At 55.8% G+C, this 242-nt stretch carries 1 rRNA gene; it reads right to left on the bottom strand.

Features of this window, described 5'->3' with window-relative positions:
* Positions 1 to 242, bottom strand: a 16S ribosomal RNA gene (locus CF394_RS00170); the annotation flags it as partial.

Here is a 242-nt window from a genome sequence, read left to right as displayed (position 1 = left end):
TAATCCTGTTCGCTCCCCACGCTTTCGCGCCTCAGCGTCAGTTACAGACCAGAGAGTCGCCTTCGCCACTGGTGTTCCTCCACATCTCTACGCATTTCACCGCTACACGTGGAATTCCACTCTCCTCTTCTGCACTCAAGTTCCCCAGTTTCCAATGACCCTCCCCGGTTGAGCCGGGGGCTTTCACATCAGACTTAAGAAACCGCCTGCGCGCGCTTTACGCCCAATAATTCCGGACAACG

Origin of the sequence: Tetzosporium hominis (genome assembly GCF_002265435.1) — a bacterium.
Classification (GTDB): Bacteria; Bacillota; Bacilli; order Bacillales_A; family Planococcaceae; genus Chryseomicrobium; species Chryseomicrobium hominis.
The sequence above is the reverse complement of the archived record's forward strand: the minus strand, read 5'-3'. Positions and strand labels throughout refer to the sequence as shown.